Genomic DNA, 26487 nt, shown 5'->3' with positions numbered 1-26487 from the left:
TGAACCGGGCCACTAGAAGGACGACGGCCTCAGGCGGGCCTTGGCGTCCTCGGTGGCCAGGGGGTTGCCCGTGTCGGCCACCAGGGCGCTGCCCTTGCGCCATTTGTCCCAGGGCAGGTTCCAGTCGCCGAAGCCGTTGCCGAAGGTGTCCATCATCTCGCCGTAGCTGTTGACGACGCGGACGATGTCGCCGGGGCGGACGGTCTTGTAGAACCAGGCGGCGTTGCCGGTCGACATGCCCACGCAGCCGTGGCTGACGTTGGCGACGCCCTGGGAGCCGACGGACCAGGGGGCGGCGTGGACGTACTCGCCGCTCCAGGTCACCCGGGTGGCGTAGTAGACGGGCAGGTCGTAGGACTCGGAGCTGCCCTCGGCGATGCCGATGCTGGTGCCGCGCATGCGGACGTAGTACTCCTTGCCGAGCACCACTTTGATGCCGTTCCGGGTGGAGAAGCCCGGTTTTCCGGTGGTCACCGGAATGGTTTTGATCACTTCTCCGTTGCGGCGCACCGTCATGTGGTGGGAGCCGGCGTCCGCGACCGCCTCGATGTGGTCGCCGATGGTGAGCTCGAGCGGCTTGGATTCGCCGCCGTAGAGCTTGTCGCCCACCTTGATGCCGGCGAGGTTGCCGGTGACGGTGACGGTGGCGCCGGTGGGCCAGTACTCCTTCGGCCGGTAGTGCAGCTTCTTGTCGTCCACCCAGTGCCAGGAGCCCTCGACGGCCGGCACGGAGCGGACCTTCAGGGCCCGTTCGACGACCGCGCGGGCCGCCTTGTCCTTCACCGGGAGGCTCAGGTCGGCGGTGACGGGCTGCCCGACGCCGTACTTGCCCGCCTCCGGGCCGAACGTGACGGTCAGGGCCCGTTTGGCCGGTGCCGTCTCGAAGGTGAACGTACGGGCCCCTGGAGCGCCGTCCTCGTCCTCGGTGGACACCCGGACGGTGTAGCGGGCGCCGGCCGCCAGGGCGGCCGTGGAGCGCCACTTGCGGCCGTCCGCGGTGAGTTCGCCGGCCAGGTGGCGTCCTGACTCGTCGAGGGCGGTGACGTCGGTGATCCGCCCCTCCTCGCCCTTGGCGGTGATCTCCAGGGGCTTGTCGGGATCGGCCTTCTTCCCCTGGGCGGGGGCGTTGAAGGCGACCTGGTCGGCCGCGTCGTAGGGCCTCGCCGACAGCGGGTGCTCCTCGGAGCCCGCGCACGCGGTGGCGCCCGCGGCGACGGTGAGGGCCAGAAGAGTGCAGATCGGAACGGTCCGATTGCGCGGCGTGTCGTTCATGACCTCACGTTAAGAACTTTCCTCGCCCGCAGCGCGCCGAGCGGGGCAAACGAGGGGCCCGGCCGCTTCGTCGGACGAAGTGACCGGGCCCCTCGGGGTGTGACGGGTGCCGCTACTGGTTCTGGTTCTCACCGCGGTAGAACTCGAAGACCCAGCCGAAGATGCCGACCAGGATCAGCGGGGCGGAGAAGTACAGCAGCCACCAGCCGATCGCCATCGCGGCGAAGGCCAGCGCACCGCCGAGGGCCAGCGAGAGCGGCTGCCAGCTGTGGGGGGCGAAGAAGCCCACCTCGCCGGCCTCGTCCGCGACGTCGGCCTCCTTGTCGTCCTGCGCCATGGCGTCGACCCGCTTGGCCGTGAAGGCCAGGTAGTAGCCGACCATGATGCACAGGCCGAAGGCCAGGAAGAGCGCCGTCGTGCCGACCGGCTCCTTGGACCAGACGCCGTAGAGGACCGCCATGGCAAGGATGAAGACGCTCAGCCAGATGAACATCTTGCCCTGGATCTTCACTTGCCGGCCTCCTTGCCGCCGCTGAGGGCCGCCACCTCGTGAGGCTTGTTCTCGAGCTGGTCGAGAGCCGCGATCTCAGGGTGGTGCAGGTCGAACGCCGGGGATTCGGAACGGATCCGCGGCAGGGTGAGGAAGTTGTGCCGCGGCGGCGGGCAGGACGTCGCCCACTCGAGCGAACGGCCGTAGCCCCACGGGTCGTCGACCTCGATCTTCTTGCCGTACTTGGCGGTCTTCCAGATGTTGTAGAAGAACGGCAGGATCGACAGACCGAGCACGAAGGACGAGATCGTCGAGATCGTGTTCAGGGCGGTGAAGCCGTCGGCGTCCAGGTAGTCCGCGTAACGACGCGGCATGCCCTCGGCGCCCAGCCAGTGCTGCACCAGGAAGGTGCCGTGGAAGCCCACGAACAGCGTCCAGAAGGTGATCTTGCCGAGGCGCTCGTCCAGCATCTTGCCGGTGAACTTCGGCCACCAGAAGTGGAAGCCGGAGAACATCGCGAAGACCACGGTGCCGAAGACGACGTAGTGGAAGTGCGCGACCACGAAGTACGAGTCGGAGATGTGGAAGTCCATCGGGGGCGAGGCCAGGATGACGCCGGTCAGACCACCGAAGGTGAAGGTGATCAGGAAGCCGACGGCCCAGAGCATCGGGGTCTCGAAGGACAGCGAGCCCTTCCACATCGTTCCGATCCAGTTGAAGAACTTCACGCCGGTCGGTACGGCGATGAGGAACGTCATGAAGGAGAAGAACGGGAGGAGCACGCCACCGGTGACGTACATGTGGTGCGCCCACACGGTCACGGACAGACCGGCGATCGCGATGGTCGCGGCCACCAGGCCGATGTAGCCGAACATCGGCTTGCGGCTGAAGACCGGGATGACCTCGGAGATGATGCCGAAGAACGGCAGGGCGATGATGTACACCTCTGGGTGTCCGAAGAACCAGAAGAGGTGCTGCCACAGCAGGGCACCGCCGTTGGCCGCGTCGAAGACGTGGGCACCGAACTTGCGGTCCGCCTCCAGGGCGAACAGCGCGGCGGCCAGGACCGGGAAGGCGAGCAGGACCAGGACACCGGTCAGCAGCACGTTCCAGGTGAAGATCGGCATGCGGAACATCGTCATGCCCGGAGCGCGCATGCAGATGATCGTGGTGATGAAGTTGACCGAGCCGAGGATCGTGCCGAAGCCGGAGAAGGCCAGACCCATGATCCACAGGTCGGCGCCGACGCCCGGCGAGCGGACCGCGTCCGACAGCGGGGAGTAGGCGAACCAGCCGAAGTCGGCGGCACCCTGCGGGGTGAGGAAGCCGGCCACCGCGATGATCGAGCCGAACAGGTACAGCCAGTAGGCGAACATGTTCAGTCGCGGGAACGCGACGTCGGGGGCGCCGATCTGGAGCGGCATGATCCAGTTCGCGAAACCGGCGAACAGCGGCGTCGCGAACATCAGCAGCATGATCGTGCCGTGCATCGTGAACGCCTGGTTGAACTGCTCGTTCGACATGATCTGCGTACCCGGACGGGCCAGCTCGGCGCGCATGAAGAGCGCCATCAGGCCGCCGATGCAGAAGAAGGCGAACGACGTGACCAGGTACATCGTACCGATGGTCTTGTGGTCGGTGGTGGTCAGCCACTTCACCACGACGTTGCCGGGCTGCTTGCGGCGTACGGGGAGCTCGTTCTCGTACGAGTCCTCAGCCGCGGCCGCACCCTGGGGTTCGTTGAGGATGCTCACAGTTGCTTCTTCTCCGCATTCCTGGCCGGGTCCGTCTGCGCAATGCCCGACGGGATGTAGCCGGTCTGCCCCTTCTCCGCCAGCTCCTTCAGGTGCTGCTGGTAGCGCTCCGGGGAGACCACCTTGACGTTGAAGAGCATCCGGGAGTGGTCGACACCGCACAGCTCGGCGCACTTGCCGAGGAAGGTGCCCTCCTGGGTCGGGGTGACCTCGAAGGCGTTCGGGTGACCCGGGATGACGTCCTGCTTCATGAGGAAGGGGACCACCCAGAACGAGTGGATGACGTCACGGGAGGTCAGGACGAACCGGACCTTCTCGCCCTTGGGCAGCCACAGGGTCGGGCCCGGGTTGCCGGTCTGCGGGTTCCGGGTGCCGGGGATGCCGTAGTCGTAGACGCCGCCGGCGTTGTCCGGCAGCGCGTTCTTGTACCGGTCCGGAAGCGTCGCGAGGTTCTTGTCCGTCTTCGCGTCGCCGGTCACACCGGGCACGTTCTCGATGTAGTTGAAGCCCCAGCTCCACTGGTAGCCGACCACGTTGATGGTGTGGGCGGGCTTGGCGGAGAGAGCGAGGAGCTTGGACTCGTCACGCGCGGTGAAGTAGAAGAGCACCGAGACGATGATGAGCGGGGTGACCGTGTACAGCGCCTCGATGGGCATGTTGTACCGGGTCTGCGGAGGTACCTCGACCTTGGTGCGGCTGCGCCGGTGGAAGATGGTCGCCCACAGGATCAGGCCCCACACCAGGACGCCGGTGGCGAGCGCAGCCGCCCACGAGCCCTGCCAGAGGGAGAGGATCCGCGGAGCCTCTTCCGTCACCGGGGTGGGCATGCCCAGCCGGGGGAAGTCTTCCCAGTTGTACGAGCAGCCGGTGGCTGTCGCCAGGATCAGGCCCGCAGTCAGCACCTGCGGCAGCTTCCGCCGCATCGGGCGCCGCGACGAGCGGTCGGAGCCGTTGGGACTCACGTAGCGCCTTCCCGAGAGTCTCGGCCCGCGTTGGTCGGCCACGGCCGTCCGTCTCGCTGGTCGGTCGCCGCCCCGGCCGCGGGCAGGGGTTTGGATGTTTATGCGGACCAAACCCTACTGGACGCTATTTGGGGTCGCGCGGGGAGGGTGCCCAACGCGCCGTCCGAGTCCCCGAAGGAGTGGACTCCTTCCTTCCGTGGGCGCGGCGGCGGGGGCCGGCCGGGGGTGGAACGGGCCGTGACCGGCGGCACGGCCGGGCCTTCTGACGGGGGATCACCCGGGCGGGGTTAGCGTGGGCGGATGCCGTACTTCGACGCCGCCTCCGCGGCCCCGCTGCACCCCGTCGCCCGTCAGGCGCTGCTCGCCGCCCTGGACGAGGGCTGGGCCGACCCGGCCCGGCTCTACCGGGAGGGACGGCGGGCCCGGATGCTGCTCGACGCGGCGCGGGAGGCGGCGGCGGAGGCGGTGGGGTGCCGTCCGGACGAGCTGGTGTTCACTCCTTCGGGGACGCGCGCGGTTCACGCCGGAATCTCCGGGGCGCTCGCCGGGCGTCGGCGTGTCGGGGACCGGCTCGTGGTGTCGGCGGTCGAACACTCCTCCGTGCTGCACGCCGGCGAGGCGCACACGGCGGCGGGGGGCACGGTGACCGAGGTGCCGGTGGGGCGGTCCGGCGCGGTGGACCCCGAGGTCTTCGCGGCCGCCCTCGACTCCCGTACGGCGCTGGCCTGCCTGCAGTCGGCCAACCACGAGGTGGGCACCGAGCAGCCGGTGGCGGAGGTCGCGGAGGCGTGCCGGGCGGCCGGGGTGCCGCTGCTGGTGGACGCGGCGCAGTCGCTGGGCTGGGGCCCGGTGCCGGAGGGCTGGTCGCTGCTGGCGGCGAGCGCGCACAAGTGGGGCGGCCCGGCCGGCGTCGGGCTGCTCGCGGTGCGCAAGGGCGTCCGGTTCGCGCCGCAGGGCCCGGCGGACGAGCGGGAGTCGGGGCGGGCGCCCGGGTTCGAGAACCTGCCGGCGATCGTGGCGGCGGCCGCCTCCCTGCGGGCGGTGCGGGCCGAGGCGGCGGCGGAGGCGGAGCGGCTGCGGGGCCTGGTGGACCGGATCCGGGTGCGGGTGCCGGAGCTGGTGCCGGACGTGGAGGTGGTGGGCGATCCGGTGCGCCGGCTCCCCCACCTCGTCACCTTCTCCTGTCTCTATGTCGACGGGGAGACGCTGCTGCACGAGCTCGATCGGGAGGGTTTCTCCGTTTCGTCCGGTTCGTCGTGTACGAGTTCGACGCTGACGCCCAGCCACGTGCTGCGCGCCATGGGCGTGCTGAGCGAGGGGAACGTCCGGGTGTCGCTGCCGGCCGGCACGACCGGGCAGGACGTGGACCGCTTCCTGGAGCTGCTGCCGGGTCTGGTCGGGTCGGTGCGGGACCGGTTCGGCGCCCCGGAGCCGGCGGCGGCTCCGGGCGGGTCCGAGGCCCTCGTGGTGGACTCGCTCGGCAAGCGCTGCCCGATCCCGGTGATCGAGCTGGCCAAGGTGATCGGCCGGGTGCCGGTGGGCGGCACGGTCACGGTGCTGTCCGACGACGAGGCGGCGCGGCTGGACATCCCGGCGTGGTGCGAGATGCGGGGGCAGGAGTACGTGGGCGAGGAGCCGTCGCCGAAGGGCGGCACGGCCTACCTGGTGCGCCGGGTCTCCTGACGCACGGGAGCCCCCGGGGACGGGTCCCCGGGGGCTCACGCGTGGCGGGCCGGTGCGGCGGGTCAGGCCAGGTGTGCCTGGACCTCGGTGGCGGCCTCGTCGCCGTACGCCTTGGCGAAGCGCTCCATGAAGTTGGTGCGGCGCAGCGTGTACTCCTGGGTGCCGAGGGTCTCGATCACCAGGGTGGCGAGCATGCAGCCGACCTGGGCGGCGCGCTCCAGGCCGACGCCCCAGGACAGGCCGGTCAGGAAGCCGGCACGGAAGGCGTCGCCGACGCCGGTCGGGTCGACCTTGGCCTCCTCCTCCGGGCAGCCGACCTCGATCGGGTCCTCGCCGACGCGCTCGATGCGCACGCCGCGCGAGCCGAGGGTGGTGACGCGGTGGCCGACGCGCTCCAGGATCTCCTGCTCGGTCCAGCCGGTCTTGGACTCGATGAGGCCCTTCTCGTACTCGTTGGAGAAGAGGTAGGTGGCCCCGTCGAGCAGGGTGCGGATCTCGTCACCGTTCATGCGGGCGATCTGCTGCGAGAAGTCGGCGGCGAAGGGGATCTCGCGGGCGCGGCACTCCTCGGTGTGGCGCAGCATCGCCTCCGGGTCGTCGGCGCCGATGAGGACCAGGTCCAGGCCGCCCACGCGGTCGGCGACGGCCTTCAGCTCGATGAGGCGGGCCTCGCTCATGGCGCCGGTGTAGAAGGAGCCGATCTGGTTGTGGTCCTTGTCCGTGGTGCACACGAAGCGGGCGGTGTGCAGGACCTCGGAGATCCGGACCGAGGCGGTGTCGACGCCGTGCCGGTCCAGCCAGGCGCGGTACTCGTCGAAGTCGTAACCGGCCGCGCCCACGAGGACCGGGTTGCCACCGAGCTGGCCCATGCCGAAGCAGATGTTCGGGCCGACGCCGCCCCGCCGGATGTCGAGGTTGTCGACGAGGAAGGAGAGCGAGACCGTGTGGAGCTGGTCCGCCACGAGCTGGTCGGCGAACCGGCCCGGGAAGGTCATGAGGTGGTCGGTGGCGATGGAGCCGGTGACTGCGATACGCACGGCTGGGACGCTCCTGCGGGGAGGACGGTAATGACAGTTCACGCTACCGGGTGCGGACGCGGATGCCGAACAGCGGAAACTACCCCAGAGTAGGGCTTTTCCCCGGAGCCCGGGCGTGCGTACCGTGCCGCCATGACCCAGTACCCCGCTCCCCGTGAGCCCCAGGAGTCCGACTTCAGCCTCGCCGAGCTGTGCGGCGACGGTGCGCGGATGGCCCCGCACTGGGTGACGCCGTCCGCCCCCGAGGCCGCCCCGGTCTCCCCCGCCCTGATCCACGGCGTGGACGTGCCGGCCGACTCCGCCCGGCTGATCGCCGCCACCTCCGAGTACGGCGCCTGAAGGATCCGGTCCGGCGCCGCCCGGAACCGATCGGGCGTCGCTCCCGTCCCAGGGATGTCCTTGGGAAGGAGCGTGTGGTGAGCAGTACGGAGATCCGGCCGGAGGCCCGGCCGAGGAAGCGCGGCCCGCTTCTCGTCGCCTCGGTGGCGGCGGGGGTCGTCCTCGTGAGCGGCGGGGGCGTGTACTACGCCGCCACGGCGTCCGACGGGAGCGGTGAGGCGGTACGGGAGGCCCCGGCGGGGCAGGACGCGGCGGCGAAGGGCGGCGGCGGTCCGGGCATCGCGCCGGGTGAACCCGATCCGGGCGGCGGTTCCGGCGGCACCGTCTACCAGTCCAGGGGCCCCCTTCCCCAGGGGCCCTCCTCGGCCGCGGTCCACCGGCCCGAGGGCCGGGTCACCTCGGCGGAGGTGACCCGGCTGGCGCGGGCGCTCGGCGTCGCGGGCACCCCGCGGCTCGTCGGCGAGGTGTGGCAGCTGGCTCCGGAGAAGGACGGTTCGGGCCTGCGCCTGGACGTCGCGGCGAAGGCGCCGGGGAGCTGGACGCTCAGCCGGCACGACGGCGGGCCGGTCGGCGACAGCTGTCTGAAGGGCAAGGCGTGCCCGCCGCCCGGCGCGGCGAAGCCGCCGGTCGACGGCGGTTCGCCGGTGAGCGAGGCCGCGGCGAGGGCGGCGGTGGCGCCGGCGCTCAAGGCGATCGGCCAGGACGACGCGAAGCTGGACGCGAGCCAGCTGCTGCACGGCTCGGTGCGGGTGGTCAACGCCGATCCGGTGGTGGACGGCCTGCCCACGTACGGCTGGTCGACCGGTCTGCACGTCGGGCCGGACGGCTCGGTGACGGCCGGGAGCGGCCGTCTGAAGGAGCCGGTGAAGGCGGAGTCGCAGCCGGTGGTGGGAGCGCGGCAGGCCCTCGACCGGCTGAACGAGGACGCGAAGGGGGCCGGGACCGTCGGGATCGGGGGCTGTGCGACGGCTCCGCCCGCGGACGTCATGGGCGGTCCGGCCGAGCTGCCGCAGGCGCCCTGCGAGCCCTCGGGCGAGACCGCCCCGCCGAAGGTGGTGGAGGTCACGGGCGCCGTCTTCGGGCTCGCGGCACAGGACGTGAGGGGCGAGCAGGCGCTCGTACCGGCGTGGCTGTTCCAGGCGCGGGAGAAGCCGGGCGCGAAGCCGTTCACGGTGGTGCGGACGGCGGTGGCCGAGGAGTCCCCCGCGCCGCCGGAGGAGTCGAAGGAGCCGGTGCGCCGGGTCGACTCCTACCGGACGGAGTCGGACGGGCGGAAGCTGTCGGTGACGTTCTGGGGCGGAGTGTGCAGCACGTACACGGTGACCGCCCAGGAGACGCCGGGGAAGGTGCTCGTCCGGGTCACGGAGAGGCCGACCGAGCCGGGCCGGGCCTGCATCATGGTCGCCGTCGAGGTGACGAAGACGGTGACGCTCGGGGAGCCGCTGGGCGAGCGGCAGGTCGTCGACGGGGCGAGCGGTCAGGCGGTCCCGCGGAAGTAGCGGTCGAGGACCGGCCGGACGCGCGCGAGGGCGGCACCCGGGATGCCGGGTGCCGCCCTCGCGCGTGCCTGCGGCCTCGTCGAGGCCGCAGGGCTCAGCTGAAGCTGTCGCCGCAGGCGCAGGAGCCCGTGGCGTTCGGGTTGTCGATGGTGAAGCCCTGCTTCTCGATCGTGTCGACGAAGTCGATCGAGGCGCCGCCCAGGTAGGGGGCGCTCATGCGGTCGGTGACGACCTTGACGCCGCCGAAGTCCTTCACGACGTCGCCGTCGAGCGAGCGCTCGTCGAAGAACAGCTGGTAACGCAGGCCGGAGCAGCCACCGGGCTGAACGGCGACGCGCAGGGCCAGGTCGTCGCGGCCTTCCTGGTCGAGCAGGGCCTTGACCTTCGCCGCGGCGGCGTCGGACAGGAGGATGCCGTCGCTGACAGTGGTCTTCTCGTCCGATACGGACATCTGCTTCTCTCCCGGTTTGGTACGGAGACTGCTTGCCGACGGTTGCAACCGGCGGGGCCGCGGATTCATTCCGGGCCGAGGCGTGTCTTTCCCTTTCATGCTCGCACACCGTGTCCAGCGGCGGGGAAAGGCGAATTCGTCACATCGACACTATGGACATCGTCAAAGTGACGTGAACCGGTTATGATAGATAGCGTCATTTAGACGAAAAGGTTTTTCGAGGCTCACCGCAGAAAGGGTGCGTGACGTGACCACCGCCCAGCCCCTGGACGTCCAGCCGACGCCGCTCGCCCTTCTCCTGCTCGGCCGCGAGGCCGATCCCAAGAGCGAGCGCGGCGTGGAGTGCCCCGGCGACCTTCCGTCGCCGTCCGACCCCGACCTGGTGGAGCGCGCCCGCGCGGCCAAGGAGAAGCTCGGGGACAAGGTCTTCGTCCTCGGGCACCACTACCAGCGCGACGAGGTCATCCAGTTCGCGGACGTCACCGGCGACTCGTTCAAGCTCGCCCGCGACGCCGCCGCCAAGCCGGAGGCCGAGTACATCGTCTTCTGCGGCGTGCACTTCATGGCCGAGTCGGCGGACATCCTGACCGGCGACGACCAGAAGGTCGTCCTGCCGGACCTGGCCGCCGGCTGCTCGATGGCCGACATGGCCACCGCCGAGCAGGTCGCCGAGTGCTGGGACGTGCTGACCGAGGCCGGCGTCGCCGAGCAGGTCGTGCCCGTCTCGTACATGAACTCCTCCGCCGACATCAAGGCCTTCACCGGCAAGCACGGCGGCACCATCTGCACCTCGTCCAACGCGAAGAAGGCCCTGGACTGGGCCTTCGAGCAGGGCGAGAAGGTGCTCTTCCTGCCGGACCAGCACCTCGGCCGCAACACCGCCGTCCGCGACATGGGCATGTCCCTGGACGACTGCGTGGTCTACAACCCGCACAAGCCGAACGGCGGCCTGACCGCCGAGGAGCTGCGGGCCGCGAAGATGATCCTGTGGCGGGGCCACTGCTCGGTGCACGGCCGCTTCTCGCTGGACTCGGTCAACGACGTGCGCGAGCGCATCCCGGGCGTCAACGTGCTCGTCCACCCCGAGTGCAAGCACGAGGTCGTCGCCGCGGCCGACTACGTGGGCTCGACGGAGTACATCATCAAGACCCTGGAGGCGGCCCCGGCCGGCTCGAAGTGGGCGATCGGCACCGAGCTGAACCTGGTCCGCCGCCTGGCGAACCGGTTCGCCGACGAGGGCAAGGAGATCGTCTTCCTCGACAAGACGGTCTGCTTCTGCTCGACCATGAACCGGATCGACCTGCCGCACCTGGTGTGGACGCTGGAGTCGCTGGCCGAGGGCAACCTGGTCAACCAGATCTCGGTGGACCGGGAGACCGAGTCCTTCGCCAAGCTGGCCCTGGAGCGCATGCTGGCGCTGCCGTAACGATTCATCGCCGTATCGGTTCCTCGGTACGGAACAGAAAGGGGCGCCCCGCGGACTCGCGGGGCGCCCCTTCGGCGTGCCGTGGGGATCAGAGGTCCAGCGCGTCCAGCAGCGTCGCGTCCGCCGGGGTGACGTCCGGCTGCTGCGGGTTGTCGTCCCCGTCGCCCTTCTTCCCGGACTTCGCCGCCCGCTTCGCCGCCTTCTTCTTCGCGCGGCGGTCCTTGCGGAGCTCCACCATCGCGTACAGCGTCGGCACGAGCAGCAGGGTCAGCAGCGTCGAGGTGATCAGACCGCCGATCACCACCACGGCCAGTGGCTGCGCGATGAAGCCGCCCTCGCCGGTGACGCCGAGCGCCATCGGCAGCAGCGCGAAGATCGTCGCCAGGGCCGTCATCAGGATCGGGCGCAGCCGGTGCCGGCCGCCCTCGATCACCGCTTCGACGACGCCGAGGCCCTGGGCCCGGTACTGGTTGATCAGGTCGATCAGGACGATCGCGTTGGTCACCACGATGCCGATCAGCATCAGCATGCCGATCATCGCCGGCACGCCCATCGCCGTGTCCGTCGCCACGAGCAGGCCGATCGCGCCGGTCGCCGCGAACGGGATGGAGACCAGCAGGATCAGCGGCTGGACCAGCGACCGGAACGTCGCGACCAGGAGCATGAAGACGATCGCCACGGCCGCCAGCATCGCGAGCGCCATGCTGCTCGCCGCCTCGGCCTGGTCCTCGGAGACACCGCCGATGGAGGCCGTGGCGCCTTCCGGCAGGTCCAGTCCGTCGAGCTTGGTCTGGAGCGCGGCGCTGACCGCGCCCGTGTTGTCGGTGGTCGGCTTGGCCGTGATCGTCGCCGCGCGGGCGCCGTCGATGCGGGTCATGGAGACCGGGCCGGGCACCAGCTCGACGGTGGCGACGTCGCCGAGCCGCACCGGGCCGAGCGGCAGGGCCTTCAGCTCGGCCAGCGTGGTCGCCGGCTTCGCCGAGGTGACGAGGACATCGCGCTCGGTGTCGTCCAGGACCGCCTTGGCGGCCGGGGTGCCGCGCACGGACTGCGAGACGATTATCCCGAGGGTGGCGGCGTCGAAGCCCGCGTCGGCGGCCCGGTCGTTGGGCTTCACGGAGATCCGGGGCACCGACCGCGCCAGGTCGCTCTGCACGTCGGTGACGTCCTTCAGCTCCCCGACCGCCTTCGTGACCTGCTCGGACGCCTTCTTCAGGACCTCCGGGTCGCCGGCCTTGACGACCACGCTCAGGTCCTGGTTGCCGAAGCCGTCACCGGCCGCGATGGAGGTGTCGCCGATGCCGTCGAGCTCGCCGAGCCCCGCGTCGATGGCGTCGCGGGTCTTCTCGTACGAGGCGGAGTCCTCCAACGTCACCTGGAAGGACGCCTGGTTGGCGCCGGTGCCGCCGCCGAAGGCCGCCATGAAGCCGGAGGAGCCGACGGTGACCTGGTAGTCCTTGACGCCCTCGGTGCCGGCGAGGACCTTCTCGACCTTCTTCGCGGCCTCGTCGGAGGCGGCCAGGCTGGTGCCGGGCGCCAGCTTCTGCTTGACCGTCAGGACGCGCTGCTCGCCCTGGTCGAAGAAGTTGGTCTTCAGCAGCGGCGCCATCCCGAAGGTGCCGACGAGCACCACCAGGGCGATGGCCACGCTGGTGAGGCGGCGCCTGGTCGCGAACCGCAGCACCGGCACGTACGCCCGCTGCAGCCGGCTCCGGCTCTCCTTCTCCTCGGCCAGCCTGCGGGCCTCCTCCGGGTCCTTCGAGGTGCCCTTGGGGGCGCGCAGGAACCAGTACGACAGGACCGGGACCACCGTCAGGGAGACCAGCAGCGACGCGAGCAGCGCGGCGGTGACGGTCAGCGAGAAGGAGCCGAAGAGCTCGCCGATCATGCCGCCGACCAGGCCGATCGGCAGGAAGACGGCGACCGTGGTGAGGGTGGAGGAGGTGACCGCGCCGGCGACCTCGCGGACGGCGGTCAGGATCGCCGCCTGCCGCTCCTCGCCGTAGCCCAGGTGCCGCTTGATGTTCTCCAGGACCACGATCGAGTCGTCGACGACCCGGCCGATGGCGATGGTGAGGGCGCCGAGGGTCAGCACGTTGAGCGAGAGGTCGCGGGTCCACAGCACGATCAGGGCGAGGACCACGGACAGCGGGATGGAGACCGCGGTGACCAGGGTGGAGCGCAGGGAGGCGAGGAACACCAGGATGACGAGGACGGCCATGACGAGGCCGAGCGCGCCCTCGGTGGTGAGTCCGGAGATCGACTTGGCGACCGCCGGGCCCTGGTCGGAGACGACGGTCAGCTCGGCGCCCGCACCGAGGTCCCGGCGCAGCTCCGGCAGCTTGTCCCGGACGGCGTCGGAGATGGCGACGGCGCTGCCGTCCTTGTCCATGGTGGCCATGACGGCGAGGCTCGGCCGGCCGTTGGTGCGGGTCAGGGAGACCCGGCTGGACTCCTCCTGCTTCACCGTGGCCACGTCGCCGAGGCGGACCGCCCTGCCCTTCTCGGGCCTGACGCGCAGGTCCTCGATCTGTTCGAGCGAGGTGTAGCCGCCGCCGACCTGGACGGTGCGGCTCTTGCCGGCCTCGGAGAACGAGCCGGCCGGCATGGTGCCGCCGCCGTTCCTCAGGGCTTCGGCGAGCTTCATGGAGGTCAGACCGGCCGCGGCCAGCTTGCGGTCGTCGGGCGTGACGGAGACCTGGAGGTCCTGCACGCCGTCGACGGTGACCTGGGCGACGCCGTCGATGTCCTCCAGGGCCGGGACCACGGTCCGCTCCAGCTGGTCGGCCAGGGCCTGCTGGTCCTTGCCGGAGGTGACCGCGAGGACGACGGTCGGGATGTCGTCGGTGGAGCCGGCGACCACCTGCGGGTCGACGGTGTCCGGCAGGGCGGCGCGGGCCCGGTTGACCGCCTGCTGGACGTCGGCGACGAGCTGCTTCGTCCCCTCGTCCCCGTAGTCGAAGCTCGCCATGATCACGGCGCTGCCCTCGGAGGCGGTCGACGTGATGCCCTTGATGCCGTCGACGGCTTTGAGGGTGTTCTCCAGCGGCTGGACGACCTGCTTCTCGACCACGTCGGGCGAGGCGCCCTGGTACGGGGCGATGACCGAGACCATCGGAAGCTCGATGGAGGGGAACAGCTGCTGCTTCAGCTGCGGTATCGCCATCGCTCCGAAGAGGAGCGCGACGAGGGACATCAGCCCGATCAGGGCCCGTTGCGCGAGGCTGAATCTGGACAGCCAGGACATGGGGTCTCGTTTCTGTGGCGTACTCGGCAGGCGGGCCACCGGCGGGGGCGCGAGAAGCCCTGGAGGTGCCCGCCTACACGATCGGCCACGGAACCGGCCGGTTCCTCGGCCCCCGGACCCAATTCCTCATGCCGCGCGTACCGCGTCTGGAGTACGCCGGGTCCCCGGCTCACTCCACCCTCGGGCGTACGAGCCCCGACTCGTAGGCCGTGACGACCAGTTGCGCCCGGTCCCGGGCGCCGAGCTTGGCCATGGTCCGGTTCACGTGGGTCTTGACGGTCAGCGGGCTGACGTCGAGCCGCTCGGCGATCTCGTCGTTGGACAGCCCGCCCGCCACCAGGGCCAGGACCTCCCGCTCCCGGGCGGTGAGCGCCGCGAGCCGCTCCGCGTACGAGGGGGACGGCTCCCGCTCCGGGTCGGTGCCGCCGCCCTGGGCGAGGAACGTCGCGATCAGGCCCTTGGTGGCCGCCGGGGAGAGCAGCGCCTCGCCCGCGTGCGCGATGCGGATGGCGTCGAGCAGCTCCTCCGGCTCCGCGCCCTTGCCGAGGAAGCCGGACGCCCCGGCGCGCAGCGACCGCACCACGTACTCGTCGACCTCGAAGGTGGTCAGCATGACGATCCGTACGGCCGACAGCTCCGGGTCGGCGGTGATCATGCGGGTGGCGGCGAGGCCGTCCGTGCCGGGCATGCGGATGTCCATCAGGACCACGTCCGGCGCGGTCTCCCGGGCCAGGGCCACCGCCTCGGCCCCGTCGGCGGCCTCCGCGACGACCTCCATGTCGGGCTCGGAGTCGACCAGGATCCGGAAGGCGCTGCGGAGCAGGGCCTGGTCGTCGGCGAGCAGCACCCGGATGGGCGGTGTCGGCTCGGTTCCCGTCATGCGTCGTCCTCCCCCGTGCGGCCGGTCACGGGCAGTATCGCCTGCACCCGGAAGCCGCCCCCGAAGCGGGGTGCGGCGGTCAGGGTGCCGCCGAGCGCCGTCACCCGTTCGCGCATCCCGACCAGGCCGTGACCGCCGCCGTCGGCCGGGGCGGCCGTCGCCGCCGGGCCGTCGTCGAGGACGGTGATCTCCACCGTGCGGCCCACCCGCAGGACGCTGACCTCGGCGCGCGCGTCCGGACCGGCGTGCTTGCGCACGTTGGTCAGCGCCTCCTGGATGATCCGGTACGCGGCGAGGTCGACGGCGGCCGGCAGGGAGGTGCCGGCGTCGGTGCGGGTCACCTCGACCGGGAGGCCCGCGTTGCGGAAGGTGGCCAGCAGGTCGTCGAGGACCGCGAGGCCCGACACCGGCTCGGTCGGGGCCTCCGGGTCACCCGACTGGCGCAGCAGGCCCACGGTGGCGCGCAGCTCGTCGAGGGCCGAGCGGGAGGCGGTGCGGACATGGGCCAGGGCCTCCTTCGCCTGGTCGGGGCGCTTGTCCATGACGTGGGCGGCGACCCCGGCCTGCACGTTGACGAGGGCGATGTGGTGGGCGACGATGTCGTGGAGGTCGCGGGCGATGCGCAGCCGCTCCTCGGCGACCCGCCGCCGGGCCTCCTCCTCGCGGGTGCGCTCGGCCCGTTCGGCCCGCTCCCGGATGGCGTCCACGAACGCGCGGCGGCTGCGCACCGCGTCGCCGGCCGCCGCGGCCATTCCGGTCCAGGCGACGACGCCCAGGTTCTCCTGCGCGTACCAGGGGGTGGGGCCGAAGACCATGGCGGCGCAGGTCAGCAGGGTCATGGTGGCGAGGCCGAGCCGCCAGGTGGTGGGCCGGTCGGTGCGGGAGGCGACGGTGTAGAGGGCGACGACGGCGCTCATCGCCGCCGGTGCGGGGCGCTCCTCGCCGATCAGGCCGACGAGGGAGACGGTGACGGTGAGGGCGAGCACCGGGATCGGGTACCGGCGGCGGAACACCAGGGCGAGGGCGCCGAGCAGCATGAGGACGACGCCCGCGGGGGTGGGCGCACGGTCGCCGAAGGTGGGGCCGTTGGGGCTGCCGTGCGGGTCGGCGAAGGAACCGGTGATCATGCAGGCGAGCACGACGAACGCGAGCCCCGCGTCGAAGGCGAGGCGGTGGTTCCGCAGCCAGTGGCGGGGTCGGGCGAGGCGGGCTCCGGTGGTCGTCACAGCAGGGAACGGTACGGGGTTCCGCGACGGGCCGGGGGCCGGGGAGGGGGAGCGGACGGCGGACGGGGGCGGGTGCGGGGAGCGGACGGGGCGGGGAGCGGGCCGAGGGGCCGGGACAGGCTCCCGGTGCGGGAGCCGGCCGGGGGCCGGGACGGCGCCGCCCCGCCTCCCGGGCTGGGAGGCGGGGCGGCGGAACCGTCAGGGGCGGCGTGTTCCGGGCTGCCGGCGAGGCCGTCAGCCCGGGATCAGACCGTCGTCGGAGAGCATCGCGCGCACCTCGTCGAGGGTCGCGTCAGGAGCCGGAAGGATCAGTTCGGAGGGCTCCAGGGAGTCGTCCGGGAGCGGCTCGCCGAGCTCCCGGACCTTGTCGAGCAGGGCGTGCAGCGTGCGGCGGAAGCCCGCCTCGTCGCCCGATTCCATCTCCCCCAGGAGTTCCTCGTCGAGTCGGTTGAGCTCGGCGAAGTGGCTGTCGGCCAGCGTGCACTGGCCCTCCCCCATGATCCGTACGATCATGACGCGTCCTCGCTGGTCGGCTACTGCTTGTCGAAACGCGGGTGGGACTGCTGCTGGTTCTGGCCCTGGTTCTGGCCGGTGCCGCCTTCGAGGGCCTGCTGCTGGGCGGACGGGCCTCCCGCGAGCTCGGCCTTCATCCGCTGGAGCTCCAGCTCCACGTCCGTGCCGCCGGAGAGCCGGTCGAGCTCGGCCTGGATGTCGTCCTTCGCCAGGCCCGACTGGTCGTCGAGGGCGCCGGAGGCGAGCAGCTCGTCGATCGCGCCGGCCCGCGCCTGGAGCTGGGCCGTCTTGTCCTCGGCGCGCTGGATCGCCACGCCGACGTCGCTCATCTCCTCGGAGATGCCGGAGAAGGACTCGGCGATCCTGGTCTGCGCCTGCGCCGCCGTGTACGTGGCCTTGATGGTCTCCTTCTTCGTGCGGAAGGCGTCGACCTTGGCCTGGAGCCGCTGGGCCGCCAGGGTCAGCTTCTCCTCCTCGCCCTGCAGGGTCTGGTGCTGCACCTCCAGGTCGCTCACCTGCTGCTGCAGCGCCGCCCGGCGGGACAGCGCCTCGCGGGCCAGGTCCTCGCGGCCGAGCGCCAGCGCCTTGCGGCCCTGGTCCTCCAGCTTGGCGGACTGGCCCTGGAGCTGGTTCAGCTGCAGTTCGAGGCGCTTGCGGGACGTCGCCACGTCGGCGACACCACGGCGCACCTTCTGCAACAGCTCCAGCTGCTTCTGGTAGGAGTAATCGAGGGTCTCGCGCGGATCCTCGGCCCGGTCGAGGGCCTTGTTTGCCTTCGCGCGGAAGATCATCCCCATACGCTTCATGACACCGCTCATGGGCTTCGCGCGCCCCCTTCTGACGGACTCGGCTCCTGCACTCCAACATGAACCACAGTACGGTTCACCACTCCATTACCGCACTGTTCGGGGCCCGATGTGCTCCTCCCCAAGGACGAGTGGAGGTCCGGCGCCCTCCGGCCCAGGGAGTAGAGCGGTCCCGGGGTCGTACCCGGTCAGACACGGGCCGTTAGCGGATCGTTCCCGCCGACGCTGGGGTCCATGCCCGGCACCACGTACGCTTGGCGTTGTGTTCCGTAGCCGTTCGAAGGATGAGAAGGCCCCCACCGAAAAGGTGACGGCGGACCTCTCCAAGCAGCCCCGCGACCCCGAGGCCCCCAAGGGCCGCCCGACCCCCAAGAGGAGCGAGGCACAGTCCCAGCGCCGCCGCGCACAGACCGCGCCGCTGGACCGCAAGGAGGCCATGAAGCGCCAGCGCGAGGCCCGCCGCGCGGACCTGGCCCGCCAGCGCGAAGCCCTGGCCAGCGGTGACGAGCGCTATCTGCCGGTCCGCGACAAGGGTCCGGTGCGGCGCTTCGTCCGCGACTTCGTCGACTCCCGGTTCGCCGTGGCCGAGTTCTTCCTGCCGATGGCCGTGGTGATCCTCGTGCTGTCGCTGTTCGGCAACGCCAACCCCTCCCTGCAGAACATCTCGCTGCTGCTCTGGGCCGGTGTGATCGTCATGATCGTCATCGACTCGATCGGTCTCACGATCCGGCTGCGCAAGCAGCTGAACCAGCGGTTCCCGAACGAGCCGAAGCGCGGCGCGGTCGCATACGGCCTGATGCGCACGCTCCAGATGCGCCGCCTGCGGCTGCCCAAGCCGCAGGTCAAGCGCGGAGAGCGGCCCTGAGCGCCGACTCCGGTCGCGGTGAGGTGCTGCCCGCGGTCGGCCAGGGGCCGGTCGTGCCCGGGGGGCTGCGCGACACCGTCCGCCAGGAACTGATCGCGCGCCAGCTGGACGAGCAGATAGCCGGCCGCTACCCCGTGGGGCAGCGGCTGCGCATCCTCGACGCCGGGATGGGCCAGGGCACCCAGGCCCTGCGCCTGGCCCGCGCCGGGCACACCGTGACCGGTCTGGAGGCCGACCCCGAGCTGCTCAAGGCGGCCCGCGATTCGCTGGCGACCGAACCCGCCGGCATCCGCGAACGGGTCCGCCTGATCGAGGGCGACGGGCGCGAGACCGGCGTGCACTTCCTGCCCGGCAGCTTCGACATCGTCCTGTGCCACGGCGTGCTCATGTACGCCGACGAGCCCGACGCGCTGCTCGCCGGCCTCGCCCGCATGCTCGCCCCCGGCGGACTGCTCTCCCTGGTGGTACGGAACGCCGAGGCGCTGGCCATGCGGCCCGGCCTCGCCGGGGACTGGTCGGGGGCGCTCTCCGCCTTCGACTCGGACGTGTACGAGGACGGCGCCGGAGCGAAGGTGCGGGCCGACCGGCTGGACGCGCTCACCTCCACCCTCGCCGGGATCGCGGCGCCGCTGCACGCCTGGTACGGGGTGCGGGTCTTCACCGACGGCATCCCCGGCGACCTCGGCCTGCCGGCCGCCGACGAGCTCGAACGCCTGCTGGCCGCCGAGGACCGGGCCGGGCGGACCGACCCGTACCGGCGGATCGCGGGTCTGCTGCACCTGTGCGGGGTACGGGGCTGAGCGCTCGGCCCTGAGGGCTGCGCGGTCGCCGGGACCCGCGGGACACCGGGGGGGCGCGGGGCGTCCCCCTGTTCGGGTGCCTCCACCGAGGCGCGGCGGGCGGGCGGCACGGAGACTGCGGTCATGAGACGCCTCCTGCTCCCCCTCGCCGCCGGAGCCTGTGCCCTGGCCCTGGCCGGCGGCTGCGCCCCGGGCCCGGCGCCCCGGGCCGAGCGGTCCACCCAGGCCGCGGCCCCGCTCGTGTCCAACGAGCTCCAGGACGACTACCGGGCCGTGATCAGGGACGTGCTGCCCTCGGTGGTCCAGATCGACGCCTCCGAGGGCCTGGGCTCCGGTGTCGTCTACGACGACAAGGGGCACATCGTCACCAACGCGCACGTCGTCGGCCGGGAGAAGACCTTCCGGGTCACCGCGGCGACGGGCGGCCAGCCGGTGACGGCGAGGCTGGTGGCGGCCTATCCCCAGCAGGACCTCGCCGTGATCCGGCTGGACAAGGCGCCGCAGGGGCTCAAGGCGGCGCGGTTCGGGGACTCCTCCAAGGTCGACATGGGGCAGATCGTCCTGGCGATGGGCTCGCCGCTCGGCCTGTCCGGCAGCGTCACCCAGGGCATCGTCTCGGCGACCGGCCGCACGGTCAGCGAGGGCCGCAGGGGCGGCGGGACGGGCGCGACGATCGCCAACATGGTGCAGACCTCGGCCGCGATCAATCCCGGCAACAGCGGGGGCGCCCTGGTCAACCTGGACAGCGAGGTGATCGGCATCCCCACGCTCGCGGCGACGGACCCGGAGCTCGGCGGCGGCTCGGCGCCCGGCATCGGCTTCGCGATCCCGGCGTCCATGGTGCGGACCGTGGCCGACCAGATCATCAGGACCGGCAGGGTGACGGACTCGGGGCGGGCCGCGCTCAACATCACGGGCCGCACGGTCCTGGACGACGACTACCGGCCGGCCGGGGTGGCGATCGTGGAGGCCGCGGCGGGCGGGGCGGCGGCGAAGGCGGGCCTGCGGGCGGGCGACGTCATCACCCGGGTCGGCGACGACCCGGTCACCACGATCACCTCGCTGGCCGAAGCGCTGGCCGACCGCAAGCCGGGCGACAAGGTGACGGTGGTCTTCACCCGCGGGACGCGCCAGGAAAGGGCCGAGGTGACGCTGGGCGAGATCTAGGGGTGCCGGCCGGCCGGGGGCGCACGCGCGGGGCGGCGGGTGCGCCGATGCGCGGGGCGGGCTGGTGCGCGGGGGCCGGGCGGCCCCCGCGTCCGTCGGTCTAGCCCTCCGCGTCCAGCGGCATCGGGCCGTAGATCTTGGTGCCGTCCTCGGACAGGGTGACCTGGTCCGCGCCGCCGTCCAGGAGGTCGCGCCAGTGCTCACCGAGCCAGGATTCCGCGTCGCCCTGGGTGGTGAACTCCTCGGGGGTCACCGACGGGGTGACCTCGGTGCCGTCGGACTTCTCGAACCGCCACGTCCATGCCATGTCCGCCTCCGGATGATCGGTTTCCTGCCCGCAGCGTAGCCGGGCGCGCACCCCTCGCGGTGACGCGGGAGGATCTGAGCGTGGAACTGACACTGCTCGGCACCGGCGCACCTCTCGGACTCCCCCGCCCCGGCTGCCCCTGCGCCGTGTGCGCGCTGTCCCGTGGGGAGCGGGCGCGGGCCGCGACCTCGCTGCTCGTGGACGGAGCCCTGCTGCTGGATCTGACGCCGGGGGCCGCGCTCGCGGCGGCCCGTTCGGGGCACTCGCTGGTCGGGGTGCGGCAGGTCCTGCTGACGCATCCGCACGACGGGCCCGCCGTGGAGATGCCGGCGGGGCTGCCGACGGCCGGCCGGGTGCCGGACGGGCGGGAGCTGACGCTGATCAGCGGGCACACGGTGCGGGCGGTGCCGATGGACGCGCCGGGCACGGGGTACGAGGTGACCTCGGCGGACGGGGAGCGGTTGCTGTACCTGCCGCCGGGCGGCGCTCCCGCGGGCCTGGGCGACGAGCGGCGCGAGCCGTACGACATGGTGGTGGCGGACGTCGTGGGGCGGCCGGACGGTCTCGCGCGGCTGCGGGCGAGCGGGGCCGTGGGGGCGGCCACGGACGTGGTCGCCGTCCATCTGGACCATGACGCTCCGGTCGGCGGCGAGCTGGACCGGCGGCTCGCCGCGGCGGGGGCGCGGGCGGTGCCGGACGGGACCACGCTGTACGTCGGCGAGTACCACGCCGTACCGGAGGTGCCGCGGCGGACGCTGGTGACCGGCGGGGCGAGGTCGGGCAAGTCGGTGGAGGCCGAGCGGCGTCTGGAGACCTTTCCCGAGGTGCTGTACGTGGCGACGGGCGGCAGCCGGGAGGGCGATCCGGAGTGGGCGCACCGGGTGGGTCTGCACCGGGAGCGGCGGCCGGGCTCGTGGCGGACGGCGGAGACCTGCGATCTCGTGCCGCTGCTGGCGGACGACGGGCCGGCGCTGTTGATCGACTGTCTGTCGCTGTGGCTGACGGACGCCATGGACCGGGTCGGCGCGTGGGACGACGAACGGTGGGCGGGCGGTGGCCGGGAGGAGCTGGCCGCGCGGGTCGCGGAGCTGGTGGCGGCGGTGCGGGCGACGAGCCGCACGGTGGTGGCGGTGACGAACGAGGTGGGGTCCGGGGTGGTTCCGGCGACGGCGGCGGGACGGCGCTTCCGGGACGAGCTGGGGCGGCTGAACGCGGCCTTCGGGGACGAGTGCGAGCAGGTGGTCCTGGTGGTGGCCGGGCAGGCGCTGGTGCTGCGCGGGTAGGGTGCGAGCCCCATGACCGTTTGACCCCATGACTGTGTGATGCGTAGGTGGAACCCATCGTGAACCTCGACGACTTCTCCGATCTGATCGAGCGCCCCGACGGGGGGATCCGGCGTGACGCCGAGGAGCGCCGGGCGCGGCTCGCGGTGCGTCCGGGTGCGCTCGGGCGGCTCGACGAGTGGGGCGAGTGGCTGGCGGCGGCCCAGGGCGCGGTACCGGTGCGTCCGCTGGAGCAGCCGAAGGTGGTGCTGTTCGCGGGCGACCACGGTGTGGCCTCGCTCGGTGTGTCCGGGCGGGCGGCGGGCGGCGCGTACGAGCTGGTGCGCGCGGTGCTCGACGGGGCGAGCCCGGTGGCGGTGCTCGCGCGGGCGCAGCGGGTGCCGGTGCGGGTGGTGGACGCGGGTCTCGACTGTGACCCGGAGCTGCTGCCGGCGGAGGTGACGCGACGGCGGGTGCGGCGGGGTTCGGGCCGCATCGACGTGGAGAACGCGCTGACGGTGGAGGAGGCGCGGGCGGCTGTCGAGCTGGGCGTCGCCGTGGCCGACGAGGAGGCCGACTCGGGGACCGATCTCGTGGTGCTCGGGGACCTCAGCGTGGGCGGTACGACGCCGGCGTCGACGCTGATCGCGGCGCTGTGCGGGACGGACGCCTCGGTGGTGACCGGGCGGGGCGGCGCGGGGATCGACGACCTGGCGTGGATGCGCAAGTGCGCGGCGATCCGGGACGCGCTGCGCCGGGCGCGGCCGGTGCTCGGGGACCAGCTGGAGCTGCTGGCGGCGGTGGGCGGCGCGGACCTGGCGGCGATGACCGGGTTCCTGTTGCAGTGCTCGGTGCGGCGGCTGCCGGTGGTGCTCGACGGCGTGGTGGGCGCGGCCTGTGCGCTGGTGGCGCAGCGGGCGGCGTTCCGGGCGCCGGACTGGTGGCTGGCGGGTCAGGTGAGCGGGGAGCCGGCGCAGGCGAAGGCGCTGGACCGGATGGCGCTCAACCCTCTGCTCGACCACGGCGTCACTGTGGGCGAGGGAACCGGGGCGTTGCTCGCGCTTCCGCTCGTCCGCGCCGCCGCCGCACTGGCGGCGGAGCTGCCGGAACTGACCCTTCCGGACACTGTGGCGGCCGAGGAGAGCTGAGAAGAGGATCACGGCACCGGGTGCGACGCGCGAGCGCCGCGTCCGGCGCCCGTCCATGCGAAGTGATGCCCCATATGATCGCTTTTCATGGGAGAGGTCCGTTTGTCCACCGAAGGAGCGCCCCGGGGCACGGTGCGATCGCGGCGCAGTGCCGCGTTCGCCGTCTGGTATCTGCGGGCCGTCACGTTCGTCAACTTCCTGAGCGCGGTGTGGGTCTCCTTCGGCCAGGACCTGCGCCGGCACAACGAGGACGACTACTTCACCCCGTACATGCTGACCGCCGGCTTCGCCTCCGGTGTCCTCACCCTCTTCCTGGCGATCACCATGCGCCGGCGCAAGCGGGCCGCGTGGATCCTCAACGTGGTGCTCTGCGGGCTTTTCCTGCTGCTGTTCGCGCTGGTGATGTTCTTCCCCGAGATCCGCCGGCACGCCCAGAACTGGATCTCCCTGGCCCTGACGGCCGCCTTCTTCGTCGCGCTGCTGCTCGGCCGCAGGGAGTTCTACGCCAAGGGCGACCGCTCCAACCCGCTGCTCGCGACGGTGGTCGCGGCCGGCGGACTGCTCGTCACCTCGCTGCTCGCGGCCGGTCTGGTCACCGTCACGAACACCTCGGCCGGGCACTCCACCTTCCTGGAGCGCTGGCGGTACGGGGTGATGCGGCTGGTCACGCTCGCCGCCGACGACGCGCGCTTCCCCGGGATCGCCACGCCCGGCTGGGTCGACGTCGTCATCAACGTCATGTCCACGGTGCTGCTGTTCGCGGTGCTCTTCGCCGCCTTCCGCTCCCGGCGGGCGGTCGACCCGCTCACCGAGGAGGACGAGGAGCGGCTGCGGGCGCTGCTCGACAGGCACGGCGAGCGGGACTCGCTGGGCTACTTCGCGCTGCGCCGCGAGAAGAGCGTGGTGTGGTCGCCGAGCGGGAAGGCGGCCGTCACCTACCGGGTGGTGGGCGGGGTGTCGCTGGCCTCGGGCGATCCGATCGGCGACCCGGAGGCATGGCCCGGCGCCATCGAGCCGTGGCTCGCCGAGGCCCGCGAGCACGGCTGGGTCCCGGCGGTGATGGGGGCGAGCGAGGAGGCCGGCACCGTCTACGCCCGGCACGGGCTCGACGCCCTGGAGCTGGGCGACGAGGCGATCGTGGAGACCGACGAGTTCACCCTCGACGGGCGCGCCATGCGCACGGTCCGGCAGGCCTTCAACCGGGTCAAGCGGGCCGGGTACGAGGTCCGGATCCGGCGCCACGAGGACATCCCGGCCGACGAGATGCACGAGCTGCTGCGCAAGGCCGACGACTGGCGCGACGGCGCCACCGAGCGGGGCTTCTCCATGGCCCTCGGGCGCCTCGGCGACCCGGGCGACGGCCGGTGCGTGATGCTGGAGTGCACCGACGCCGAGGGCGAGCTGCGGGCGTTGCTGTCCTTCGTGCCGTGGGGCCCGAAGGGGCTCTCGCTGGACCTGATGCGCCGTGACCGCGACTCCGAGAACGGGCTGATGGAGTTCATGGTCATCGAACTCCTCCAGCGGGCCAAGGAGATCGGGATCACTCAGGTCTCGCTGAACTTCGCCATGTTCCGGTCCGTCTTCGAACGCGGCTCGAAGCTCGGGGCGGGACCCGTGCTGCGCCTGTGGCGCTCACTGCTCACCTTCTTCTCCCGCTGGTGGCAGATCGAGTCGCTGTACCGCGCCAACGCCAAGTACCGACCGATCTGGGAGCCCCGCTTCATGCTCTTCGAGAAGAGCGCCGACCTGCTGCGCATCGGTGTCGCGGCCGGCCGCGCCGAAGGCTTCCTCGAAGCCCCGGGGCTGCTGGGGGCGCCCCGGGACGGAGTCTGGGGCAGGCTGCACCGCAGACACCCGGAGGGCCGGCGGTGAGCGGGGCCCTGAAGGGCTTCGCCCGGCGGGAGTGGGGGTCGTTGTTCCTGACCGTGCGCGGCGCGCTCGCCGCGCGTGGGTGGCGGGCGGTCCCGATGACGCTGGCCGCGGTCTGCCTGACCTCGCTGTTCCAGCTCGTGCAGAACCAGGACTGGGGCTACCGGCCGGTGCAGGCCGTCGGCTCGGTCAGGGCCGAGGACCCGCTGTGGCTCGCCCTGCTGCGCACCCCGTTGTCCCTGTTCGTGCCGGCGCTCGACCTGCCGGTGTGGGGGGCGCTCGCGCAGATCCTGCTGGTCTTCGGCATCGCCGAGATCTGCCTGGGACGGCGGCGGACCCTGGCCCTCGCCTACCTGGCGACGCTCGCCGGCACGCTGTACGCCCGGATCGGCGTCGCCCTCGGGCCGGACGTCCCCCTCGGGCTGCCCGCCTCCGACGCGCGGGTCGTGGACACCGGCCCCTCGGCGGCGGTGGTGGGCCTCGCCGTGTACGTGTGCTGGCGCCACCGGGCCCGGTGGACCGGGGGCCTGGTGATCCTGGCGATGGTGGTCGAGGTGATGGTCAAGAACAACCTGGCCGGCAAGGAGCACCTCGCCGCCATCGCGGCCGTGCTGCTGCTCGTCGGCTTCCTGCGGTGGCGGGAGCGGGGTCAGGACGGCGGCGTGGGGCCGCGGCCCGGGACCCGCTCCTGGAAGCCGCCGATCAGGTCCTGAACCTTCCGGCGCACCCGGCTCCAGCGCTTGTCGTGCCGGTAGGCACGGAGCTCGGCGCGGGCCCGCGCCCGGTGCCGCCGGGCGTAGAGCCGGCGGGCCCACCAGGAGCCCGGGCGGGCCAGCCGTACGGCGCCGACGATCGCGACCAGGGGGATCAGGGTGCCGATCACGGCCAGCCGGAACTTGCCCTTCACCAGGGTGACCAGGACGAGCAGGAAGTTCAGGCCGAGGGTCAGGAGGAAGGAGACCCGGTCCTGGCGTTCCCGCGCGGTCATGTCGTCCACGCCGAGCGGCGAGAAACCGGCCAGGGTGAACAGCACCAGGGCGGCGGTGAGGACCACCACCTCGACGCTCTTGCGGCCGTCCTCCGACCAATAGACGTCGTCGAGGTGGAGGATCAGCGCGAACTCGTCCAGGACGAGCCCGGCGCCGACCCCGAAGACCACGGCGAAGACCGCCGAACCCACGCCGTGGCGGCCGCTGGCGACCGCGCCGAAGCCGCCGAGGACCGTGAGGACGACCCCCGGCACCACGTGGTGGATGTGCAGCCCGCCCGAGGAGACGTTGCCGAAGGGGCCCTTGCCGGCCCGGATGAGCCGGGTGACGGTCCGCGTGACCAGGAAGGTCAGCACGAAGGAGGCCAGGGCCAGGAACAGCGGGAGCTTCCCGGGTTCGACGATGTTGCGCCAGAACCAGTGACCCATGCCACCACCCTCTGCCGGTTGGTCAGATTTCTGACAGTATGGCCGATTTGATCGTCTGACCGGGGCA

24 protein-coding genes are annotated in these 26487 nt (G+C 72.0%); 11 read left to right on the top strand and 13 right to left on the bottom strand.

Going from position 1 to position 26487, the window contains the following annotated elements:
* Nucleotides 1-12: 12 nt before the first annotated feature.
* The 4 genes from ABD954_RS25040 to ctaC form a co-directional block, all read right to left on the bottom strand.
* A complete protein-coding gene (locus tag ABD954_RS25040; protein WP_345489092.1) occupies nt 13-1272 on the bottom strand; it encodes a L,D-transpeptidase in 1260 nt (419 codons plus the stop codon).
* A 112-nt stretch (nt 1273-1384) separates the two neighbouring features.
* Nucleotides 1385-1783, bottom strand: coding sequence for a cytochrome c oxidase subunit 4 (locus ABD954_RS25035; RefSeq protein WP_345489090.1), 399 nt, complete (start codon nt 1781-1783; stop codon nt 1385-1387).
* A complete protein-coding gene (gene ctaD / locus ABD954_RS25030) occupies nt 1780-3516 on the bottom strand; it encodes an aa3-type cytochrome oxidase subunit I (protein ID WP_345489088.1) in 1737 nt (578 codons plus the stop codon). The genes ABD954_RS25035 and ctaD overlap by 4 nt, the downstream gene beginning before the upstream one ends.
* Complete coding sequence (gene ctaC / locus ABD954_RS25025; protein WP_345489086.1) at nt 3513-4478, bottom strand: aa3-type cytochrome oxidase subunit II; 966 nt, start codon at nt 4476-4478, stop codon at nt 3513-3515. The genes ctaD and ctaC overlap by 4 nt, the downstream gene beginning before the upstream one ends.
* Before the next feature lie 300 nt (nt 4479-4778).
* Between ctaC and ABD954_RS25020 the strand changes: the two genes are divergently transcribed.
* Nucleotides 4779-6161, top strand: a complete 1383-nt coding sequence (locus ABD954_RS25020) for a cysteine desulfurase/sulfurtransferase TusA family protein (RefSeq protein WP_345489085.1) — start codon at nt 4779-4781, stop codon at nt 6159-6161.
* A 62-nt stretch (nt 6162-6223) separates the two neighbouring features.
* On the opposite strand, the gene ABD954_RS25015 is transcribed toward ABD954_RS25020, so the two are convergent.
* Entirely contained in the window at nt 6224-7198 is a 975-nt protein-coding gene (locus tag ABD954_RS25015; protein ID WP_345489083.1) for a carbohydrate kinase family protein, read from the bottom strand.
* Nucleotides 7199-7330: 132 nt separating this feature from the next.
* Between ABD954_RS25015 and ABD954_RS25010 the strand changes: the two genes are divergently transcribed.
* Both ABD954_RS25010 and ABD954_RS25005 read left to right on the top strand, forming a co-directional pair.
* Nucleotides 7331-7537 (top strand): hypothetical protein, encoded by a 207-nt coding sequence (locus ABD954_RS25010; RefSeq protein WP_345489081.1) that lies wholly within the window; start codon nt 7331-7333, stop codon nt 7535-7537.
* 77 nt (nt 7538-7614) lie between these two features.
* Nucleotides 7615-9036, top strand: coding sequence for a hypothetical protein (locus ABD954_RS25005; RefSeq protein ID WP_345489079.1), 1422 nt, complete (start codon nt 7615-7617; stop codon nt 9034-9036).
* Nucleotides 9037-9130: 94 nt separating this feature from the next.
* Here the strand turns inward: ABD954_RS25005 and ABD954_RS25000 are convergent, their stop codons facing one another.
* Nucleotides 9131-9487: an iron-sulfur cluster assembly accessory protein gene (locus tag ABD954_RS25000; protein ID WP_019885637.1), complete on the bottom strand. Its 357-nt coding sequence runs from the start codon at nt 9485-9487 to the stop codon at nt 9131-9133.
* A 238-nt stretch (nt 9488-9725) separates the two neighbouring features.
* On the opposite strand from ABD954_RS25000, the gene nadA reads away from it, so the two are divergent.
* The gene (gene nadA, locus ABD954_RS24995) at nt 9726-10913 is read left to right on the top strand and encodes a quinolinate synthase NadA (protein WP_345489077.1); all 1188 of its coding nucleotides are present in this window, start codon (nt 9726-9728) and stop codon (nt 10911-10913) included.
* Between the two features lie 88 nt (nt 10914-11001).
* Here nadA and ABD954_RS24990 read toward each other — a convergent pair whose 3' ends face one another.
* The 5 genes from ABD954_RS24990 to ABD954_RS24970 form a co-directional block, all read right to left on the bottom strand.
* Complete coding sequence (locus ABD954_RS24990; RefSeq protein ID WP_345489075.1) at nt 11002-14160, bottom strand: efflux RND transporter permease subunit; 3159 nt, start codon at nt 14158-14160, stop codon at nt 11002-11004.
* Between the two features lie 169 nt (nt 14161-14329).
* The gene (locus tag ABD954_RS24985; protein ID WP_345489073.1) at nt 14330-15040 is read right to left on the bottom strand and encodes a response regulator; all 711 of its coding nucleotides are present in this window, start codon (nt 15038-15040) and stop codon (nt 14330-14332) included.
* Nucleotides 15037-16266, bottom strand: coding sequence for a sensor histidine kinase (locus tag ABD954_RS24980; protein WP_345489071.1), 1230 nt, complete (start codon nt 16264-16266; stop codon nt 15037-15039). Before ABD954_RS24980 ends, ABD954_RS24985 begins: the two co-directional genes overlap by 4 nt.
* 234 nt (nt 16267-16500) lie before the next feature.
* Nucleotides 16501-16779 (bottom strand): PspA-associated protein PspAA, encoded by a 279-nt coding sequence (pspAA, locus tag ABD954_RS24975; protein ID WP_345489069.1) that lies wholly within the window; start codon nt 16777-16779, stop codon nt 16501-16503.
* 20 nt (nt 16780-16799) lie between these two features.
* Nucleotides 16800-17597 (bottom strand): PspA/IM30 family protein, encoded by a 798-nt coding sequence (locus ABD954_RS24970; RefSeq protein WP_345489067.1) that lies wholly within the window; start codon nt 17595-17597, stop codon nt 16800-16802.
* Between the two features lie 250 nt (nt 17598-17847).
* Between ABD954_RS24970 and ABD954_RS24965 the strand changes: the two genes are divergently transcribed.
* The 3 genes from ABD954_RS24965 (at nt 17848) to ABD954_RS24955 (ending at nt 20417) form a co-directional block, all read left to right on the top strand.
* The gene (locus ABD954_RS24965) at nt 17848-18450 is read left to right on the top strand and encodes a DUF3043 domain-containing protein (RefSeq protein WP_345489065.1); all 603 of its coding nucleotides are present in this window, start codon (nt 17848-17850) and stop codon (nt 18448-18450) included.
* 53 nt (nt 18451-18503) lie between these two features.
* Entirely contained in the window at nt 18504-19250 is a 747-nt protein-coding gene (locus ABD954_RS24960; RefSeq protein ID WP_382745756.1) for a methyltransferase domain-containing protein, read from the top strand.
* Between the two features lie 123 nt (nt 19251-19373).
* Entirely contained in the window at nt 19374-20417 is a 1044-nt protein-coding gene (locus ABD954_RS24955) for a S1C family serine protease (RefSeq protein WP_345489063.1), read from the top strand.
* Between the two features lie 100 nt (nt 20418-20517).
* Here ABD954_RS24955 and ABD954_RS24950 read toward each other — a convergent pair whose 3' ends face one another.
* On the bottom strand, nt 20518-20724 hold the full coding sequence (locus ABD954_RS24950; protein ID WP_345489061.1) for a hypothetical protein: 207 nt from the start codon (nt 20722-20724) through the stop codon (nt 20518-20520).
* A gap of 80 nt (nt 20725-20804) precedes the next feature.
* Here ABD954_RS24950 and ABD954_RS24945 point away from each other — a divergent pair, with 80 nt between their 5' ends.
* From ABD954_RS24945 to ABD954_RS24930, 4 genes are all read left to right on the top strand, one after another.
* A complete protein-coding gene (locus tag ABD954_RS24945) occupies nt 20805-22007 on the top strand; it encodes a bifunctional adenosylcobinamide kinase/adenosylcobinamide-phosphate guanylyltransferase (protein ID WP_345489059.1) in 1203 nt (400 codons plus the stop codon).
* 59 nt (nt 22008-22066) lie between these two features.
* Nucleotides 22067-23134: a nicotinate-nucleotide--dimethylbenzimidazole phosphoribosyltransferase gene (locus ABD954_RS24940; protein WP_345492450.1), complete on the top strand. Its 1068-nt coding sequence runs from the start codon at nt 22067-22069 to the stop codon at nt 23132-23134.
* Between the two features lie 87 nt (nt 23135-23221).
* Nucleotides 23222-25006 (top strand): phosphatidylglycerol lysyltransferase domain-containing protein, encoded by a 1785-nt coding sequence (locus ABD954_RS24935; RefSeq protein ID WP_345489057.1) that lies wholly within the window; start codon nt 23222-23224, stop codon nt 25004-25006.
* Nucleotides 25003-25716, top strand: a complete 714-nt coding sequence (locus tag ABD954_RS24930) for a hypothetical protein (RefSeq protein ID WP_345489055.1) — start codon at nt 25003-25005, stop codon at nt 25714-25716. The genes ABD954_RS24935 and ABD954_RS24930 overlap by 4 nt, the downstream gene beginning before the upstream one ends.
* On the opposite strand, the gene ABD954_RS24925 is transcribed toward ABD954_RS24930, so the two are convergent.
* A complete protein-coding gene (locus ABD954_RS24925; RefSeq protein ID WP_345489053.1) occupies nt 25653-26420 on the bottom strand; it encodes a hypothetical protein in 768 nt (255 codons plus the stop codon). The genes ABD954_RS24930 and ABD954_RS24925 overlap by 64 nt on opposite strands.
* Nucleotides 26421-26487 lie beyond the last annotated feature (67 nt).

Source organism: Streptomyces roseoviridis (assembly GCF_039535235.1).
GTDB classification, from domain to species: Bacteria; Actinomycetota; Actinomycetes; order Streptomycetales; family Streptomycetaceae; genus Streptomyces; species Streptomyces roseoviridis.
Note: the sequence above shows the minus strand (reverse complement) of the source record. Positions and strands in the feature narration are given on the sequence as shown.

Bases quoted from the DNA above. Each gene is read 5' to 3' on its own strand.
- ABD954_RS24955 (WP_345489063.1), top strand. From the start codon at position 19,374: ATGAGACGCCTCCTGCTCCCCCTCGCCGCCGGAGCCTGTGCCCTGGCC.
- ABD954_RS24990 (WP_345489075.1), bottom strand. From the start codon at position 14,160: ATGTCCTGGCTGTCCAGATTCAGCCTCGCGCAACGGGCCCTGATCGGG.
- ABD954_RS25020 (WP_345489085.1), top strand. From the start codon at position 4,779: ATGCCGTACTTCGACGCCGCCTCCGCGGCCCCGCTGCACCCCGTCGCC.
- ABD954_RS24985 (WP_345489073.1), bottom strand. From the start codon at position 15,040: ATGACGGGAACCGAGCCGACACCGCCCATCCGGGTGCTGCTCGCCGAC.
- ABD954_RS25040 (WP_345489092.1), bottom strand. From the start codon at position 1,272: ATGAACGACACGCCGCGCAATCGGACCGTTCCGATCTGCACTCTTCTG.
- ABD954_RS24950 (WP_345489061.1), bottom strand. From the start codon at position 20,724: ATGGCATGGACGTGGCGGTTCGAGAAGTCCGACGGCACCGAGGTCACC.
- ABD954_RS24935 (WP_345489057.1), top strand. From the start codon at position 23,222: ATGGGAGAGGTCCGTTTGTCCACCGAAGGAGCGCCCCGGGGCACGGTG.
- ABD954_RS24970 (WP_345489067.1), bottom strand. From the start codon at position 17,597: ATGAGCGGTGTCATGAAGCGTATGGGGATGATCTTCCGCGCGAAGGCA.
- ABD954_RS25010 (WP_345489081.1), top strand. From the start codon at position 7,331: ATGACCCAGTACCCCGCTCCCCGTGAGCCCCAGGAGTCCGACTTCAGC.
- ABD954_RS25000 (WP_019885637.1), bottom strand. From the start codon at position 9,487: ATGTCCGTATCGGACGAGAAGACCACTGTCAGCGACGGCATCCTCCTG.
- ABD954_RS24925 (WP_345489053.1), bottom strand. From the start codon at position 26,420: ATGGGTCACTGGTTCTGGCGCAACATCGTCGAACCCGGGAAGCTCCCG.
- pspAA (WP_345489069.1), bottom strand. From the start codon at position 16,779: ATGATCGTACGGATCATGGGGGAGGGCCAGTGCACGCTGGCCGACAGC.